Raw genomic sequence first — 14,511 nt, 5'->3', positions numbered from 1 at the left:
ACACCGGCAACGCGGCGGGTGCGTGCCGGACGCCGCGCGGCAGGTGAGGGCTTGGCGACAGGCCTAGAACACATCCGGGCACCAGGCCCGCCGCCCCGCCCGCAGCACCCCGTCCGCCCGGGCCGCCGCACCCGGGGTCAGTTCCTCGATGCGGCCCAGTGCCGCCAGCCGCAGGGGCGACTCGTCGCCGAGGTAGAGCGTCCCCAACTCGCGTACGTCCATGGCCAGATCGGCCGACCGCGTGGTCGGGGTGCACGTCGCACCGTCCGGCGAGGCGTCCAGGTGGAAGCGGCCCGCCGAGAGGCCCGCCGGGTCGTGGATGTCCAGTACCAGCGAGCCGGGCACCGCGTAGGTACGGGCCTCCAGTGCGCGGACGATGTCCAGGACCCGCACCCACATGAAGTCCGCGTGCGTCACCACGCGGGCCGCGCGCGGGTCCGGGAGGAGGAGGGGGAGCAGGTCGTCGGGGGCACGGTGGCCGGTGCGGATCGTGGCGATCCAGTCGACCGAGCAGAGGAAGTGCCACAGCGCCCGCTCCGCCGCCGGGGTCACCGCGATCATGCTGCGTACCGTCGCCCGGTTCAGCGGCTGCTTGGCGTCGCCCCAGTGGTCGTCGGCGCGGTAGACCAGCAGGCCGTCGACGGTGCCGTCGGGCCCGCGGTGGACGGCGTGGAAGGGCTCGGTCCAGGAGTCGTGCGGGAAGAGCACCTCACCGGTGTTCAGGTCCCACCAGCGTGCGCCGCGGCTCACCGCCCCGTGCTGCCGGGCCCGTAGCCGGTCGTGCAGGGCGGGACCCAGCTTGCGTACCTCCGAGGCGTCCACCAGGTCGATCCGGCCGCCGTCCACGGCCGACGGGACCCGACCGTGCGGGTCGAGGCCCGTCCGGGGGACGTCGACCTCCCATTCGGTGGTCCAGGCCGCCGGGCCGAATCCGTAACGTCCGTAGATCGGATACTCGGCGGCGATCAGCGTGGCCGCCACGTCGCCGCGCTCCTTCGCCGCCGCGAGGTCCGTGGCCATCATCCGCGAGAGCAGTCCGCGGCGCCGGTGGGTGGGCGACACCGTGACGTTGGTGACGGCGTCCGTCGGCACCGTCGCGCCGCCGACGACCGTCAGTTCCTGCGCGAACGAACGGAACGTCGCCACGCACCGCCCGTCGTCGAACACACCCTGCGTACGGGCCAGGTCCAGGTACGGCAGCCTGCCCGCCACCTCCTCGTCCGACGGTGTCGGCGCGCGGAGGAAGCCGGTGTTCAGGGCGCGCAGCCAGTCATGGAGATCGGATTCGGCGACGGGGCGGACATCGAGGCTGGTCATGCACCCCACGCTAGACACGGGGTCCGGGGATGTCGCCGGCTTTTCGTGCGACGGTCAGAAGGCCGCCCGGATCTCCCCCACCTCCGCGCTGCCGCCCATCAGCGGCGCCCGGCCGATCCGCGACACCACCGGGGCGTCGACGCCGAGCAGGTCCAGCGCACGGGCCAGCACCGGGCCGAGCGCCCTGGTCGAACCGTCGTCGATCTTGAAGGCCAGCGCCCGGCCGTCCGCCAGCGCCACCGCCTGGACCGCCTCCGCACCCATCTTGGACAGCGTGCCCGGCACCTCCCGCATCAGCCAGGTGTCGGGCCGCCGGGTGCCGGCCACGTACTCGGGGTGGGCGCGCATCGCGTCCGCCACCCGGCGCTCGGCCGTTCCCTGCTCCGCCGTGACGAACGTGCGGAACGCCCGCGCGAGGCCCACCAGGGAGAGCGCCATCAGCGGCGCCCCGCAACCGTCCGTGCCGACCGCGGCGACCGGCTCGCCCGCCGCCTCCTCGACCACCCGGTGGACCAGCTGCTGGAGCGGGTGAGCCGGGTCGAGGTACGTGGCCGTGTCCCAGCCGTTGTGCAGGCACACCGCGAGCATCGCCGCGTGCTTGCCCGAGCAGTTCATCGTGATCCGCTCCCGGACGTGGCCGGCGGCGAGATACGTCTCCGCCTCCACCGGGTCCAGCGGAAGGTCGGGCGGGGTCTGCAGATCGTCGGGCGACAGCCCGTGCTCGGTGAGCATCTTGCGTACGAGATCGAGGTGGAAGCCCTCGCCGGAATGACTCGCGGCGGCCAGCGCCAGCCGCTCCCCCGAAAGGTCGAGACCGGCCCGGAGCACCGCAGCGGCCTGCATCGGCTTGTTGGAGGAACGGGGGAAGACCGGGGCCGACGGATCGCCCAGGGAGCGTTCCACGCTGCCGTCCGCGGCCAGCACGACCAAGGAGCCCCGATGGTGCCCCTCGACGAAGCCGGACCGGACGACCTCGGCCAGCACGGGCAGGCCGGGGACAGGGTCGGATATGGCGGACGGGGCTGCGCTGGAGGTCATGGTGGCCTTCCGGGGACGGGCGAGACCCGCCCTCGGAAGGATCGCTTCAGGCGAGCAGGTCGTCTACTTGTGCTTCCCCGTCACGGTACCTGCGGGCGATCTCCGCGCTGCAATCGTCCGCGGTGCGCTGGAGCCGGGAGCGGCGCCGGGAGACCTGCTGCTCGTAGCGGACCAGGCGTCCCATCGCGGCGTGCAGCTCTTCGTCCGTCCGGGCGTCGAGGTCGGAGAGTTCGACCTCGGCGAGCGTCTCCGCCGCCAGCTGCCGGTACTCGTCGCTGCGCGGCGTGCTCAGCGTGACGTGGCGTGCTGAGGAGCGGTGCAGCGACGGGCTGTCCGCGAGGATCTCCGGGAGCCGGTCCACCACCGGGGACTCGGGGTCCCGCCGCCGGGCCAGCTCGGCCCGCAGGATGTCGATCCGCCCCTGGACGAGCCGCCGCACATAGCTGAGATCGGCCTCGTCCCGCTGGGAATCCCGCCGCAGCCCGCGCAGTTCCGGAAGCCGCAGAGCACCGAGGTCGAGCGGGGCCGAGCCCCCGGCCCCGTCCTCCGAGCCGTGCCCGGTCCGCTGCACGGGTGGGCGCATGGTGCTCGTACTCGTACTGGTCTTGCTGTCGACACCGGGGCGCGCGACCGGCACCGCACCCGGGGACTGCCCGGTTCCATGCATGCTCATGCTTGTGTCCATCCCCTCGACCGGTGCGTCGGCACACCGCCTCCGTGCATGGTGCCACTCCGAAGGGCCCCGTGGAGTTGCTCTGTACCCGTTCAGCCCAAGATAGGTTGGTCTGTATGCGTGCAGTGGTACAGAGGGTGGATGGTGCGAGCGTCACGGTGGCCGATGCCGGGGACGCGGGCGGCGGATCGGCGGTCGTCGGCGAAATAGTCGGCGAGGGCCTGTGTGTGCTGGTGGGAGTCACCCACGGCGACACCCCGGAGAAGGCGGCCCAGCTCGCCCGGAAGCTGTGGTCGGTCCGCATCCTCGAGGGTGAGAAGTCCTGCTCCGACGTGTATGCACCACTTCTGGTGATTTCACAGTTCACTCTCTACGGGGATGCCCGGAAGGGCCGCCGGCCCACGTGGAACGCGGCGGCACCCGGCGAGATCGCCGAGCCGCTGGTCGACGAGGTCGTGGCGCAGTTGCGGGCCCTGGGTGCACAGGTGGAGACGGGCCGGTTCGGGGCGGACATGCGGGTCTCGCTCACGAACCACGGCCCGTTCACCCTCGTTGTCGAGGTCTGAGCGGCGGGCGGACTTCAGGCCCTACGGTTCGACGACCGTCTCCTGGGCCGCCGCCGTGTCGCCCGCCAGCAGCTCCGCGTCCACCGCCACGTTCCGCTTCACCAGGGCCAGGGCGATCGGCCCCAGCTCGTGATGGCGGGCGGAAGTGGTGATGAAGCCGAGCTGACGGCCCTCGGCCCCGTCCGAGGCGAGCCGCACCGGCGTGCCGTGAGCGGGCAGCAGCACCTCGCTGCCGTCCAGGTGCAGGAAGACCAGCCGCCGCGGCGGCTTGCCGAGGTTCTGTACCCGGGCCACGGTCTCCTGGCCCCGGTAGCACCCCTTCTGGAGGTGGACGGCGCCGGGAATCCAGCCCAGCTCGTGCGGGATGGTGCGGTGGTCGGTCTCGAACCCGAGCCGCGGACGGTGGCCCTCGACGCGCAGCGCCTCGTACGCCAGCACACCCGCCGCAGGGCCGTGCGCCGCCGCGAACGCCTCAAGGCCCTCGCGGGGCAGGAACAGGTCGCGGCCGTAGGGCGTCTCCCGCACCGCGGCGCCCTCGGGGACCTCGGCGATGGAGCCGGCCGGCAGGTACACGACCGCGAAGTCCTCGGTGCGGTCCGCGACCTCCACACGGTAGAAGAACTTCATCGACTCCAGGTAGGCGATCAACTCGCCCTGCGTGCCCGGCTCGACGTGCATCCACACGGTCTCGCCGTCGTCGACGAGGTACAGGGCGTGCTCGATGTGCCCGTTCGCCGTGAGGACCAGCGCCTCGGTGGCCTGGCCCGGGGCGAGATCGCTGACGTGCTGGGTGAGCAGGAGGTGCAACCAGGCCAGCCGGTCGCTCCCGGTGACGGTCACGACTCCGCGGTGCGAGAGGTCGACGAGGCCGGAGCCGTCGGCGAGGGCACGCTGCTCGCGGAACAGGTCACCGTAGTGCGCGGCGACGCCTTCGTCGCGGCCCTCGGCGGGGACGGCGCCGGGCAGGGACAGCAGGGGGCTCTTCATGCGACCAGCGTACGACCCGGTCCGGCACGACGAACCGGGCACCGGCTCCTGAGACGGCACTACGAACCGGATACCGGCTCCTGCGACGCACCGGCAGCCCCGGCGGCCGCCTTCTCCGTGCAGTCGGCGCACCGGCCGAAGATCGCGAAGTGCTTCATGTCCGTCTCGAAGCCGAACGCGCCGCGCAGCTTCTCGGTGAACTCGGCGACGACGTCGACGTCGGCCTCGATCACGTTCGTACAGTCCCGGCAGACCAGATGGATGTGGTGGTGGCGGTCGGCCAGGTGATACGTCGGAGCACCGTGGCCCAGATGGGCGTGGCTGACCAGATCCAGCTCCTCCAGGAGCTCCAGGGTCCGGTACACGGTGGAGATGTTCACGCCGGACGCGGTCCGGCGCACCTCGGACAGGATGTCGTCGGGCGTCGCGTGTTCCAGCGTGTCCACGGCTTCCAGGACAAGCTGCCGCTGCGGCGTCAGCCGGTAGCCGCGCTGCCGGAGATCGGTCTTCCAGTCGGTGCTCACCACAGGCTCCAGTGTAGGTCCGGGCGAGTCCGCGGCCCGGGGTGTCCGCGGAAATGACCTCGGGCTACTCGAAGAGGGCTCGTGGGCTACTTGAAGAAGGCGATTCCGTCGTCCGGCAGGTCACCGAGGCTCTTCGCCATAGCCGCGACCTCTTCCGGGGTGACGACCTTCTTCAGGTGCGCCGACATGTACGGCCGCAGCTCGACCTCGGGCGTGGCCTTCTCGCCCACCCACATGAGGTCGCTCTTCACGTAGCCGTAGAGCCGCTTGCCACCGCTGTACGGGCCGGAGGCCGCCGTCCGGGCCACCGCGTCGGTGACCAGGTCGATCTGCGGCTTCTGGTGGCCGAGCTCGCCGTACCAGATCTCGATGACGCCCTGGTCGCGGACCATGACGACCTCGACCTTGCGGTCCTTGTCGATGCGCCAGTAGCCGGACTCGGACTCCAGCGGCCGGACCTTCTCGCCCTCGGCGTCGAGCACCCAGGAGTGCGAGGTGTACTCCAGGAAGTCCCGGCCGTCGTGGCTGAAGGAGACCTCCTGGCCGAAGTTGCACTTCTCGGCGCCGGGGAAGTCGGACACACCCGCGCCCGCCCAGTTGCCCAGGAGGAAGGCCAGCGGGACGAGGTCCGGGTGGAGGTCGGACGGGATCTCGATCATGAACGGCTCAATCGATCTGTGAGGCGGAAGGCGGAGGCGGGGGCGGGGCCGACAGGTCCGGAGGGGACTAGCGCTGACCCTGGTACAGCTTCTTCACGGTCACGCCGGCGAAGGCGAGGACGCCGACGCAGACCAGGACCAGCAGGGCGGAGAAGAATGCCTCAAGCACGGGGGCTCCTTGAACGAGCGGTATGGCGGCAGTACAGGGCCGGGCCCCAGCCTAATGGGTGGGGCACCGGCCCGCCGTTTCGGGGCGTGCCGCGGGGCGGGTCAGCCCAGCAGCTGGTTCTGCAGGATGACCGTCTGGTGGAAGGGGACGCGCGGCGTTCCGCCGCTGCCCAAACAGGACGGGACGATCAGGGCGAGGGAGTCGCCGGCAGCCGGATGGAGATTCTGTTGTCGGTGCCCACCACTGACCCGCCAGCCATCGACGAGGTTGTGCGGCCGGGGATTACAGTTCGGCATATGCCGAAGAAGCTCGTGATCAAGGTGACCGCAGGTGCCGACTCCGCCGAGCGGTGTTCCCAGGCGTTCACCGTCGCGGCGGTCGCCGTCGCCAGCGGCGTGGAGGTCTCTCTCTGGCTGACCGGGGAATCCGCCTGGTTCGCACTGCCGGGGCGTGCCGCCGAGTTCGAACTCCCGCACGCGGCGCCGCTGCCGGATCTGATCGAGTCGATTCAGGCAGGCGGGCAGATCACGCTCTGCACCCAGTGTGCGGCCCGCCGCGACATCACCGAGCAGGACGTCCTGGAGGGCGTACGGATCGCGGGCGCGCAGGTCTTCGTCAGCGAGATCATGGTGGACGGCGTCCAGGCCCTCGTCTACTGATGACCGGAGCCGCGCCCGTCCGTCACTGACGGCGCTTCTTGCCGTCGAGCTCGTCCCACCACGCGTCGCTCTCCGGATCGCCGGTCGGACCCGCGGGCCCCGCAGGTCCCGGGCGTCCGCCCTTGTCGGTCCGCGGCGGCGTCCGTGGCCGGGAACCCGGGGCGGGCTCGTCCCACCAGCGGTCCTCCGGCCCCTTCCGGTTGGCGACCATCGCGGCGACGGGCGGGATCACCATCGCGACCACGCACATCGCGATGGCGGCGGGCATCGACCAGAGCCTCACGAAGGCCCAGGCGGAGACGAAGAGGACGAGGCAGATCCCCATCATCACGAAGTAGGCGCGCCGGCGTCGGCGGTACATGAATCCAGCGTAGGCCCGATCGGCCCACCCGGCCGGTCGTGGACGGCACCGGTTTCCCTGCCCGGACAGCCTGCCCGGACGGCACAGCTCCCGCCCGTACCGCAACGTTCCCGCCCGGACGGCACGAAGGACCGCACCCCGTACAGGAAGCGTCCAACCCCCTGGGGTGCGGCCCTCCGGCCGGTCATCGGCAGAGCCGTGACAGTGCTGCTAGACGGCGATGGCCACCTCGGAGAGGCCGCCCGTCTGTGCCACGACCGTGCGGTCGGCGCTGCCGCCGGGGACGAGGGCGCGGAGCGTCCAGGTGCCCTCGGCCGCGTAGAAGCGGAACTGTCCGGTGGCCGAGGTCGGGACCTCGGCGGTGAACTCGCCGGTCGAGTCCAGCAGGCGGACGTAGCCGGTGACGGGCTCGCCGTCGCGGGTCACGCTGCCCTGGATGGTGGTCTCACCGGGCTTGATCGTCGAAGCGTCGGGGCCGCCGGCCTTTGCTCCACACATGGTGTTCTGTCCTTCTGGTCGGGGGTCGTGCCGGTACAGGTCGCGCGGAGTTACTTGTTGGCGCCGAGCTCGATCGGCACGCCCACGAGGGAGCCGTACTCGGTCCACGAACCGTCGTAGTTCTTGACGTTCTCCTGGCCGAGCAGTTGGTGCAGCACGAACCAGGTGAGCGCGGAGCGCTCACCGATGCGGCAGTAGGCGATGGTGTCCTTCGACAGGTCGACCTGCTCGGCCTCGTAGAGGGCCTTGAGCTCGTCGTCCGACTTGAAGGTGCCGTCGTCGTTGGCGTTCTTCGACCACGGGATGTTGCGGGCGCTCGGCACGTGGCCGGGGCGCTGCGACTGCTCCTGCGGGAGGTGGGCCGGGGCGAGCAGCTTGCCGCTGAACTCGTCGGGCGAGCGCACGTCGACCAGGTTCTGGCTGCCGATGGCCTTCACGACGTCGTCGCGGTAGGCGCGGATCGACTCGTCCTGCGGCTGGGCCTTGTACTGCGCGGCCGGGCGGGACGGGATCTGGTCGCCGTCGACCAGGTCGCGGGAGTCGAGCTCCCACTTCTTGCGGCCGCCGTCGAGCAGGCGGACGTCCTGGTGGCCGTAGAGCTTGAAGTACCAGAACGCGTACGACGCGAACCAGTTGTTGTTGCCGCCGTAGAGGACGACCGTGGTGTCGTTGCCGATGCCCTTCTTCGACAGCAGCTCCTCGAAGCCGGCCTGGTCGATGAAGTCGCGGCGGACCGGGTCCTGGAGGTCCTTGGTCCAGTCGATCCGGATCGCGTTCTTGATGTGGTTCTTCTCGTACGCGGAGGTGTCCTCGTCGACCTCGACGATGGCGACCTTCGGGTCGTCGATGTGGGCCTCGACCCAGTCGGCGTCTACCAGGACGTCACTGCGGCTCATTCTGTTCTCCTCCGGGGCAGTCTGCGGCGGGACGATGCGAGTGGTGCGCGGTGGTGCGTGGGATCCGGATGTACGCGGCGCGGGTTCGGCGCGTGCTCGGGGGCCACGCGGGATGGCCCCGACGACGGTCGAAGGGCCGGGAATGCGGGAAATCCGACGGATCCCGCTCAGACAGTGCGACAGAGCATGGCGGCGACGCGGCACAGGTCCACTGCCCGCCGCTTCGTGAGATCCGCCTGTCCCCGCTGCGGGAGACCGCTAATAGAGCACTGCATGGGACCGATCGTAGGGACGTACGGGCGGACATGTCACCGTTGTGTCGCATATTGAGACACGATCGTCCGCAGGGTGAGACACCGATGGGGGTACGGAGGCCGTCGGACGGTCCCGCGACCCGCGGAACCCGCCGGGCATCTGCGGAACGGACTTCACCGTCTCAATATGTGGCGCCGCGGCCCGCGCCGGGGCATACCTCGGCCCGGAGGCCCTCTACCCGGCTGCGAGGGGGGTTATCCGGCGAGGCGCACGTCGGTGCCCGTCACGGAGATCTCCAGTCCGTCGGCGGTCGGCTGGATCTTCTCCAGCTTCAGGCCGTTCGGCAGTCTGCCGACCTCGCGCTCGAAGTCGGTCTTCTCGCGTACGGCCTCTTCGATGCCGGGGATGCCCTCGCCCGGCACCTTGTCCGCGTGCACCCGCACGGTGTGGCCGTCGACCAGGGTGACGGTGGACAGGACACTGCGCGAGACCGTCCGGTTGAGCACGCCGATGGTGACCGTCCCGGTCACCTTCACCTTGCCGTTGCCGCCGTACTCGACGGCGACACCGTCGGCGGCGGCATCGGTCAGGTCCTTGTACGAGATGACGGCCGTCCCCGTGGCGCGGGCGGCGGTGGCGCCGGAGAACCCGTCGGTCAGCCGCACCTGGCGCAGTACGGCTTCCATGCTGCTGATCCGGAGCACGCGGCCGCCTGCGGTCGCCTCGATTCCGGAGACCTTCACGTCGACCTCGTCGAGCTCCGATCCGGCGACCTGGGTCAGGAAGGGGAAGCCCTTGATGGAGACGTCCGTGGACCCCGTCCGCGCCCCCGAGACCACCACCCGGTCCGCCGCCTCCGACTCGGCGAAGTAGACCGCCGCACGGTCCACGGCGATGAACACCCCGGCCAGAACCACCACGACGATCAGCAGTATTCGCAGTGCACGCATGCCTGTCCTCCCCCGCGCCACATCCATCCGGACCCTCGGCGCCCGCGAGCCTACTGCGGCCGCACGTCACGCCCCGGGTGATCGACGAGCGAAAGCCCCCCGACGGTTCCCCGCGGAGGGCTTCGGCATACCGGGTGGCGCGGCGCGGGCTACGCGATCACGCGCCCCAGCAGATAGACGGCCGGGGCGGCCGCGGTGAGCGGCAGGGCCACGCCCGCGGTCATGTGCACGAAGCGTGACGGGTAGTCATAGCTGGCCACCCGCAGCCCGATCAGCGCACAGCCGCCGGCCGCGAGGCCCAGCAGCGCACCCTTGGCCCCCAGGTCGGTGAGAGCGCCCCCCACCGCACCGGCACCCGCGGCAACGACGAGCGCGGCCACGACCGAGGCCGGCCCGGGCAGCGGCAGCGCCCGCACCAGCACCGCGGCGGCGACGGCCATGCCGCCGGCCGTCACGGCGTCCGGGACGGCCGCCAGATGCCCGGCCGCGAGGACCGCGAGCGCCGCCGAGGCGACCGTGGCCATCAGGCCCTGCATCCGCTCGTCGGCCCCGGCCCGGCTGCGCAGCTGGAGCACGACGGTGAGCAGCACCCACACGCCGAGAGTGCCGAGGATGGCGGCCGGGCCGTTGTCCCGGCCCGCCGCGAGCAGCGCCACGTCGGCGACGAAACCGCCTGCGAAGGCGAGCGCGATGCCCTGCCGGGCGGGCCACATACCGTTCAGCCGGAACCATCCCGCCGCGGTCACCGCCTGGAGCAGCACCAGCGGGACGGCCAGGGCGTACTGCCCGACGGCCGCGCCGAGCGCGAGCAGCAGGCCGAGCCCCGCGGTGATCGCGGCCGGCTGCATCCCGGGCGCGATGATCGGCGAGCGGCCCTCGGCACGGGCCCGCTGGGCATCGGTGATGCGGCTGTTGCCCAGGGTGGTCGGCGCGCTGTAGCCGTCGTCGCCCTGCGCGGGGGCCGCGGCCGGGGCGGGAGCGGCCTGGGCCTCGGGGGGCAGCGGATACGAGCCGGACGCGCCCTGCGGCGGCGCCATGTACGCGGTGTCGTCGGCGGCGGCCTGAGCGGGAGCCGCGTGCTGTGCGGGCTGGATCGTCGGCTGGTACTGGGTGTCCCAGGTCTGGCCCTCCCAGGTCTGGGCGACCCCCTGCTCCCCGGCCGGCCAGCCGGCCCCGGGCTGCGCCTGGGCGGCCTGCGCACCCTGCTGCGGGTACGGGGCGGCCTGCTGCGGGTCGTACGCACCCGGCGCCCCGTACGGTGCCGCATCGCTCCCGTAGGGCGCCTGCTGCCCGTACGAGGGGTCCGCGTATGCCTGGCCGGCGTAGCCCTGGTCCGCGTAGCCCTGCGCGGGGTACGCCTGACCGCCGTACGGCGCGTCACGGTTCGCCGGGTCACCGTACGGCTGCTGCTGCGGCTCCTGTCCGTACGGATACTGCGGCTGCTGTGGCTGCTGTGGCTGCTGCGGGTACGGCTGCTGCTGATCGCTGCTGCTCATGTTCTGCGGTTCACCCTCCTGCGAACGGCGGGAGCACCTCGACCGTGCCGCCCTCGGCAAGGCGTACGGTCTCATGGCTCCGGGTCCCGACGGGGTCACCGTCGATGAGGAACGAACACCTTTGCAGTACGCGGCTCAGCTCGCCGGGGTGCCGCGCACGCACCGCGTCGAGCGCCTCTTCGAGCGTCGCAGCGGTGTACGGCTCCTCCGCGGTCCCGGCCGCGGCCTTGGCAGCTGCCCAGTAACGGATCGTTCCCGCGGGCATGGCGGCACTCCTCTCGTCTCGCGTCAGCTCACGCGTCGGCTGTCCATCATGGTTCACCGCGTCATCGCCCAGTCCGCGATGCGGGTGAGCAAGGTCTCGTCCGCCGCGTTCTCCGCGTGCCCCATCCCGGGCTCCAGCCACAGGTCGGCGGCACCGCCCGCCGCGTCGGCGAGCATCCGCGGATGATCGAGCGGGAAGTACGCGTCCCGGTCGCCGTGCACGATCAGGAGCGGGGCCGGGGCGATCCGGCCGGCGGCCTCGACCGGGGAGAGCGGGACCGGGTCCCAGTCGCCGCGGTCGATCCGGGTGCGGAAGCCGTACCGCCCGACGAGCCGGCCGGTGGGGCGGGTGACCATCCAGTGCAGTCGGCGCATCGGGGCCGTCCCCCGGTAGTACCAGCGCGCCGGGGCGCTCACGGACACCACCACGTCTGCATGCGCCTCCCCACGCGCTTCCGTGCGCCCCCCGGGCTCCCCCTCCGCTCCGGGGGCCGTATACAGCGCCCCGTGCCGAAGCACCACAGAACCCCCCATCGAGAACCCGGCCGTAACGATCCGGGTGTGCCCGAGCGACCTCGCCCAGGCCACCGCGGCCGCCAGATCCAGCACCTCGCGGTCGCCCACCGTGGACCGTCCTCCGGAGCCTCCGTGCCCCCGGAAGGAGAACGTGACCACCGCCGCACGCTGCGAAAACACCTGAGCGGCGCGGCGCACCGCGGGGCGGTCCGCCGAACCGGTGAATCCGTGCGCGACGACGATCGCGGTACCGGTGCCGCCGGTCCCGGCGCCGGCGGCGTCATCTCCCGTCCACGGGTCGTACACCGCCTCGATCAGGACCCCGTCATCGGCCCGCAACGTGGTCCGCAGCGGACCACGCGTGAGCAAGGAAACAGAGGAACTCCGAAATCGCCCCTCGGACACAGAAGTCATGTGGGCTATTCTGCTGGGAAGAGGATCCGGGCAAAGCAGCCCCCGGGTCCTTTTGTGCTTTCCGCGCGTTGTTACGACGACGTTTCGGCAAGCTCAGCGGTCCCGGGCGCGGGCCGCACTTGCATGGCCCGTACGGCCGAACGTCGTACGAACCACGCACGAACAAGCGTACGAAGCAGTGCCGCATACTCCCCCGGGTCCGACCCGGGAGTGCCCCTCTCGCAGGGAACGAGGAGGACCGACGTAATGGGCGAGCCAACCGTGCACGATCATCGACCGACGACCCAGGCAGGTGGGCGGCGATGAGTTCACTGCTGCTCCTGACGAATGCCCTCCAGCCGTCGACGGAGGTGCTTCCCGCCCTCGGCCTCCTGCTGCACAGCGTGCGGGTGGCTCCCGCCGAAGGCCCCGCCCTCGTCGACACCCCCGGTGCCGACGTCATCCTCGTCGACGGACGGCGCGACCTGCCGCAGGTCCGCTCGCTCTGTCAGCTGCTGCGGTCCACCGGACCCGGCTGTCCGCTGATCCTCGTCGTCACGGAGGGCGGCCTCGCGGCCGTCACCGCGGACTGGGGCATCGACGACGTACTGCTGGACACGGCGGGCCCCGCCGAGGTCGAGGCGCGGCTGCGGCTGGCCACCGGCCGGCAGCAGATCACCGCCGACGACTCCCCGATGGAGATCCGCAACGGCGACCTCTCGGTGGACGAGGCGACGTACAGCGCGAAGCTCAAGGGCCGGGTCCTGGACCTGACCTTCAAGGAATTCGAACTGCTCAAGTACCTGGCGCAGCACCCGGGCCGGGTCTTCACCCGTGCCCAGCTGCTCCAGGAGGTCTGGGGCTACGACTACTTCGGCGGTACGCGGACGGTCGACGTCCACGTACGGCGGCTGCGCGCCAAGCTCGGCCCCGAGCACGAGTCGCTCATCGGCACCGTCCGCAACGTGGGCTACCGCTTCGTCGCGCCGGAGAAGGTGGAGCGCGCCGCTGCCGAGGAGGCCAAGGCGGCGGCCGCGAAGGCGACCGCCGAAACCCTCACCCGTTCGGAGCAGTCGGAGGTAGCCGAGGTCACGGAAGAAGCCCCGGTCCGGCCTGCCGGGAAGTAGTTCCATCCGCGTAGACTGCCGCGCGTGGCCAAGGTGACGCGGGACGATGTGGCGAGACTGGCGGGGACGTCGACCGCAGTGGTCAGTTACGTCATCAACAACGGACCCCGGCCGGTCGCACCGGCCACGCGCGAGCGGGTACTCGCCGCGATCAAGGAGCTGGGCTACCGGCCCGACCGGGTCGCCCAGGCCATGGCCTCGCGGCGGACCGATCTCATAGGAATGATCGTGCCGGACGCGCGGCAGCCGTTCTTCGCGGAGATGGCGCACGCGGTCGAACAGGCCGCGGCGGAACGCGGAAAAATGGTGCTGGTCGGCAACTCCGACTACCGCGACGAGCGCGAGGTCCACTATCTGCGGGCCTTCCTCGGCATGCGGGTCTCCGGACTGATCCTGGTCAGCCAGGGCCCCAGCGAGCGCGCGGCGGCGGAGATAGAGGCGTGGGACGCCCGGGTCGTGCTGCTCCACGAGCGACCCGAGGCGATCGACGACGTCGCGGTCGTCACGGACGACGTCGGCGGCGCCCAGCTCGCCACCCGCCACCTGCTGGAGCACGGCAACGAGTACGTGGCGTGCCTCGGCGGCATGGAGTCGACCCCCGCGGTCGGCGACCCGGTCGCCGACCATGTCGAGGGCTGGCGCCGGGCGATGCACGAGTCGGGCCGCTCGACCGAGGGCCGGCTGTTCCAGGCCCCGTACAACCGGTACGACGCCTACCAGGTGGCGCTGGGGCTCCTCGCGGGCCCGGACCGCCCGCCGGCGATCTTCTGCACGACGGACGACCAGGCCATCGGGGTTCTGCGGGCCGCGCGCGAGCTGCGGATCGACGTGCCCGGTGAGCTCGCGGTGGCGGGCTTCGACGACGTGAAGGAAGCCGGTCTGACGGATCCGCCGCTGACGACGGTCTTCTCCGACCGCCCGGCCATGGCACGGGCCGCGGTCGACCTGGTGCTGGACGACTCGCTGCGGGTGTCGGGCTCGCGACGGGAGCGGCTGAAGCAGTTCCCCTCGGCGCTGGTGGTCCGCCGCTCGTGCGGCTGCGGGGAGCCGCCGACGGTCCGGGCGCTGTCCTAGGGCGTGTTTCGAAAGTCCCGCCTGTCCGGCGACGCCTGGCACGCACGCTCGCCGCGTTGTCGGGATCACCCCGATACGCCCAGTATCGG

The 14,511-nt window shown here is 71.6% G+C and carries 18 protein-coding genes; 4 read left to right on the top strand and 14 right to left on the bottom strand.

The window, feature by feature from the left end; all coding sequences use genetic code 11:
• Positions 1 to 63 precede the first annotated feature (63 nt).
• The 3 genes from ABZ434_RS23725 to ABZ434_RS23715 are packed head-to-tail and all read right to left on the bottom strand — an operon-like array spanning position 64 to position 3,028.
• Positions 64 to 1,317 carry a GNAT family N-acetyltransferase gene (locus ABZ434_RS23725; protein WP_359140295.1) on the bottom strand — a complete coding sequence of 418 codons (1,254 nt, stop codon included), beginning with the start codon at positions 1,315 to 1,317 and terminating at the stop codon, positions 64 to 66.
• Between the two features lie 54 nt (positions 1,318 to 1,371).
• Positions 1,372 to 2,355 carry an asparaginase gene (locus ABZ434_RS23720; protein WP_359140292.1) on the bottom strand — a complete coding sequence of 328 codons (984 nt, stop codon included), beginning with the start codon at positions 2,353 to 2,355 and terminating at the stop codon, positions 1,372 to 1,374.
• 46 nt (positions 2,356 to 2,401) lie between these two features.
• Positions 2,402 to 3,028: an ABC transporter substrate-binding protein gene (locus ABZ434_RS23715; RefSeq protein ID WP_359140289.1), complete on the bottom strand. Its 627-nt coding sequence runs from the start codon at positions 3,026 to 3,028 to the stop codon at positions 2,402 to 2,404.
• Between the two features lie 116 nt (positions 3,029 to 3,144).
• Between ABZ434_RS23715 and dtd the strand changes: the two genes are divergently transcribed.
• Positions 3,145 to 3,594 carry a D-aminoacyl-tRNA deacylase gene (dtd, locus tag ABZ434_RS23710; RefSeq protein WP_359140286.1) on the top strand — a complete coding sequence of 150 codons (450 nt, stop codon included), beginning with the start codon at positions 3,145 to 3,147 and terminating at the stop codon, positions 3,592 to 3,594.
• 21 nt (positions 3,595 to 3,615) lie between these two features.
• On the opposite strand, the gene ABZ434_RS23705 is transcribed toward dtd, so the two are convergent.
• The 3 genes from ABZ434_RS23705 to ABZ434_RS23695 all read right to left on the bottom strand — a co-directional run bounded on the left by ABZ434_RS23705 (position 3,616) and on the right by ABZ434_RS23695 (position 5,764).
• The gene (locus ABZ434_RS23705) at positions 3,616 to 4,581 is read right to left on the bottom strand and encodes a folate-binding protein (protein ID WP_359140283.1); all 966 of its coding nucleotides are present in this window, start codon (positions 4,579 to 4,581) and stop codon (positions 3,616 to 3,618) included.
• A 59-nt stretch (positions 4,582 to 4,640) separates the two neighbouring features.
• Complete coding sequence (locus ABZ434_RS23700; protein WP_359140280.1) at positions 4,641 to 5,108, bottom strand: Fur family transcriptional regulator; 468 nt, start codon at positions 5,106 to 5,108, stop codon at positions 4,641 to 4,643.
• Between the two features lie 83 nt (positions 5,109 to 5,191).
• The gene (locus tag ABZ434_RS23695; protein ID WP_359140277.1) at positions 5,192 to 5,764 is read right to left on the bottom strand and encodes an FABP family protein; all 573 of its coding nucleotides are present in this window, start codon (positions 5,762 to 5,764) and stop codon (positions 5,192 to 5,194) included.
• 465 nt (positions 5,765 to 6,229) lie between these two features.
• On the opposite strand from ABZ434_RS23695, the gene ABZ434_RS23690 reads away from it, so the two are divergent.
• Positions 6,230 to 6,592, top strand: coding sequence for a DsrE family protein (locus tag ABZ434_RS23690; protein ID WP_359085480.1), 363 nt, complete (start codon positions 6,230 to 6,232; stop codon positions 6,590 to 6,592).
• A 22-nt stretch (positions 6,593 to 6,614) separates the two neighbouring features.
• Here the strand turns inward: ABZ434_RS23690 and ABZ434_RS23685 are convergent, their stop codons facing one another.
• The 8 genes from ABZ434_RS23685 to ABZ434_RS23650 all read right to left on the bottom strand — a co-directional run bounded on the left by ABZ434_RS23685 (position 6,615) and on the right by ABZ434_RS23650 (position 12,242).
• Positions 6,615 to 6,953, bottom strand: a complete 339-nt coding sequence (locus ABZ434_RS23685) for a DUF3099 domain-containing protein (RefSeq protein WP_359140274.1) — start codon at positions 6,951 to 6,953, stop codon at positions 6,615 to 6,617.
• Positions 6,954 to 7,163: 210 nt separating this feature from the next.
• A complete protein-coding gene (locus ABZ434_RS23680; protein ID WP_018490348.1) occupies positions 7,164 to 7,451 on the bottom strand; it encodes a DUF1416 domain-containing protein in 288 nt (95 codons plus the stop codon).
• A gap of 50 nt (positions 7,452 to 7,501) precedes the next feature.
• On the bottom strand, positions 7,502 to 8,347 hold the full coding sequence (locus ABZ434_RS23675) for a sulfurtransferase (RefSeq protein ID WP_219567647.1): 846 nt from the start codon (positions 8,345 to 8,347) through the stop codon (positions 7,502 to 7,504).
• Positions 8,348 to 8,514: 167 nt separating this feature from the next.
• Complete coding sequence (locus ABZ434_RS23670; RefSeq protein ID WP_353961645.1) at positions 8,515 to 8,622, bottom strand: putative leader peptide; 108 nt, start codon at positions 8,620 to 8,622, stop codon at positions 8,515 to 8,517.
• A gap of 234 nt (positions 8,623 to 8,856) precedes the next feature.
• Entirely contained in the window at positions 8,857 to 9,552 is a 696-nt protein-coding gene (locus ABZ434_RS23665) for a DUF2993 domain-containing protein (RefSeq protein ID WP_359140268.1), read from the bottom strand.
• A 149-nt stretch (positions 9,553 to 9,701) separates the two neighbouring features.
• Positions 9,702 to 11,048: a hypothetical protein gene (locus tag ABZ434_RS23660; RefSeq protein ID WP_359140266.1), complete on the bottom strand. Its 1,347-nt coding sequence runs from the start codon at positions 11,046 to 11,048 to the stop codon at positions 9,702 to 9,704.
• A gap of 10 nt (positions 11,049 to 11,058) precedes the next feature.
• On the bottom strand, positions 11,059 to 11,313 hold the full coding sequence (locus ABZ434_RS23655; protein ID WP_328895376.1) for a MoaD/ThiS family protein: 255 nt from the start codon (positions 11,311 to 11,313) through the stop codon (positions 11,059 to 11,061).
• Positions 11,314 to 11,366: 53 nt separating this feature from the next.
• Entirely contained in the window at positions 11,367 to 12,242 is an 876-nt protein-coding gene (locus ABZ434_RS23650; protein ID WP_359140262.1) for an alpha/beta fold hydrolase, read from the bottom strand.
• A gap of 302 nt (positions 12,243 to 12,544) precedes the next feature.
• Here ABZ434_RS23650 and ABZ434_RS23645 point away from each other — a divergent pair, with 302 nt between their 5' ends.
• Both ABZ434_RS23645 and ABZ434_RS23640 read left to right on the top strand, forming a co-directional pair.
• On the top strand, positions 12,545 to 13,348 hold the full coding sequence (locus tag ABZ434_RS23645) for a response regulator transcription factor (protein ID WP_359140260.1): 804 nt from the start codon (positions 12,545 to 12,547) through the stop codon (positions 13,346 to 13,348).
• A 24-nt stretch (positions 13,349 to 13,372) separates the two neighbouring features.
• Positions 13,373 to 14,422: a LacI family DNA-binding transcriptional regulator gene (locus tag ABZ434_RS23640; protein WP_359140257.1), complete on the top strand. Its 1,050-nt coding sequence runs from the start codon at positions 13,373 to 13,375 to the stop codon at positions 14,420 to 14,422.
• The last annotated feature ends 89 nt before the right edge of the window (positions 14,423 to 14,511 follow it).

The organism is Streptomyces sp. NPDC005761 (genome assembly GCF_040630635.1).
Lineage (GTDB): Bacteria > Actinomycetota > Actinomycetes > Streptomycetales > Streptomycetaceae > Streptomyces.
This window is presented reverse-complemented; position numbering and strand designations above follow the sequence as displayed.

Coding starts and splice junctions, on each gene's coding strand:
- ABZ434_RS23725 (WP_359140295.1), bottom strand. CDS start 1,317: ATGACCAGCCTCGATGTCCGCCCCGTCGCCGAATCCGATCTCCATGAC.
- ABZ434_RS23720 (WP_359140292.1), bottom strand. CDS start 2,355: ATGACCTCCAGCGCAGCCCCGTCCGCCATATCCGACCCTGTCCCCGGC.
- ABZ434_RS23715 (WP_359140289.1), bottom strand. CDS start 3,028: ATGAGCATGCATGGAACCGGGCAGTCCCCGGGTGCGGTGCCGGTCGCG.
- dtd (WP_359140286.1), top strand. CDS start 3,145: ATGCGTGCAGTGGTACAGAGGGTGGATGGTGCGAGCGTCACGGTGGCC.
- ABZ434_RS23705 (WP_359140283.1), bottom strand. CDS start 4,581: ATGAAGAGCCCCCTGCTGTCCCTGCCCGGCGCCGTCCCCGCCGAGGGC.
- ABZ434_RS23695 (WP_359140277.1), bottom strand. CDS start 5,764: ATGATCGAGATCCCGTCCGACCTCCACCCGGACCTCGTCCCGCTGGCC.
- ABZ434_RS23690 (WP_359085480.1), top strand. CDS start 6,230: ATGCCGAAGAAGCTCGTGATCAAGGTGACCGCAGGTGCCGACTCCGCC.
- ABZ434_RS23685 (WP_359140274.1), bottom strand. CDS start 6,953: ATGTACCGCCGACGCCGGCGCGCCTACTTCGTGATGATGGGGATCTGC.
- ABZ434_RS23680 (WP_018490348.1), bottom strand. CDS start 7,451: ATGTGTGGAGCAAAGGCCGGCGGCCCCGACGCTTCGACGATCAAGCCC.
- ABZ434_RS23675 (WP_219567647.1), bottom strand. CDS start 8,347: ATGAGCCGCAGTGACGTCCTGGTAGACGCCGACTGGGTCGAGGCCCAC.
- ABZ434_RS23670 (WP_353961645.1), bottom strand. CDS start 8,622: ATGCAGTGCTCTATTAGCGGTCTCCCGCAGCGGGGACAGGCGGATCTC.
- ABZ434_RS23665 (WP_359140268.1), bottom strand. CDS start 9,552: ATGCGTGCACTGCGAATACTGCTGATCGTCGTGGTGGTTCTGGCCGGG.
- ABZ434_RS23660 (WP_359140266.1), bottom strand. CDS start 11,048: ATGAGCAGCAGCGATCAGCAGCAGCCGTACCCGCAGCAGCCACAGCAG.
- ABZ434_RS23655 (WP_328895376.1), bottom strand. CDS start 11,313: ATGCCCGCGGGAACGATCCGTTACTGGGCAGCTGCCAAGGCCGCGGCC.
- ABZ434_RS23650 (WP_359140262.1), bottom strand. CDS start 12,242: ATGACTTCTGTGTCCGAGGGGCGATTTCGGAGTTCCTCTGTTTCCTTG.
- ABZ434_RS23645 (WP_359140260.1), top strand. CDS start 12,545: ATGAGTTCACTGCTGCTCCTGACGAATGCCCTCCAGCCGTCGACGGAG.